At 35.3% G+C, this 360-nt stretch carries 1 pseudogene; it reads left to right on the top strand.

The window, feature by feature from the left end:
* Positions 1–360 (top strand): annotated as a pseudogene (locus FOT98_RS32015) (IS4 family transposase); the annotation flags it as partial.

Genomic DNA, 360 nt, shown 5'->3' with positions numbered 1-360 from the left:
TAAAATTAATGATGTTACACAAGAAGAGTTACGTTTACTAGGTGAAGAATTTAAAAGTAAATTTTCGATTCACCACTTACAACTACTAGCAGTTAAAACTGGAATGATTCGACGAAAACGAAAGTGTAGAGCACAAGACCTCGTTTCATTATGCGTGTTTCTCAGCCAAGCAATTGGGACAGAATCCCTAGTTAGTTTATGTGCGAAACTAACTAGAGCTACGGGAATCCAATTATCTAGTCAAGGTCTGAACGAACGATTTAATGCACAGACTGTACAATTCTTAAAGGAATTGTTTTTACAAGTATTTCGAAAGAAGTTTTCTCCAATGACTCCTTTATCTAACCGTTTTACACGTAT

This window comes from Bacillus sp. HY001 (genome assembly GCF_007558965.1).
GTDB lineage: Bacteria > Bacillota > Bacilli > Bacillales > Bacillaceae_G > Bacillus_A > Bacillus_A mobilis.
This window is presented reverse-complemented; position numbering and strand designations above follow the sequence as displayed.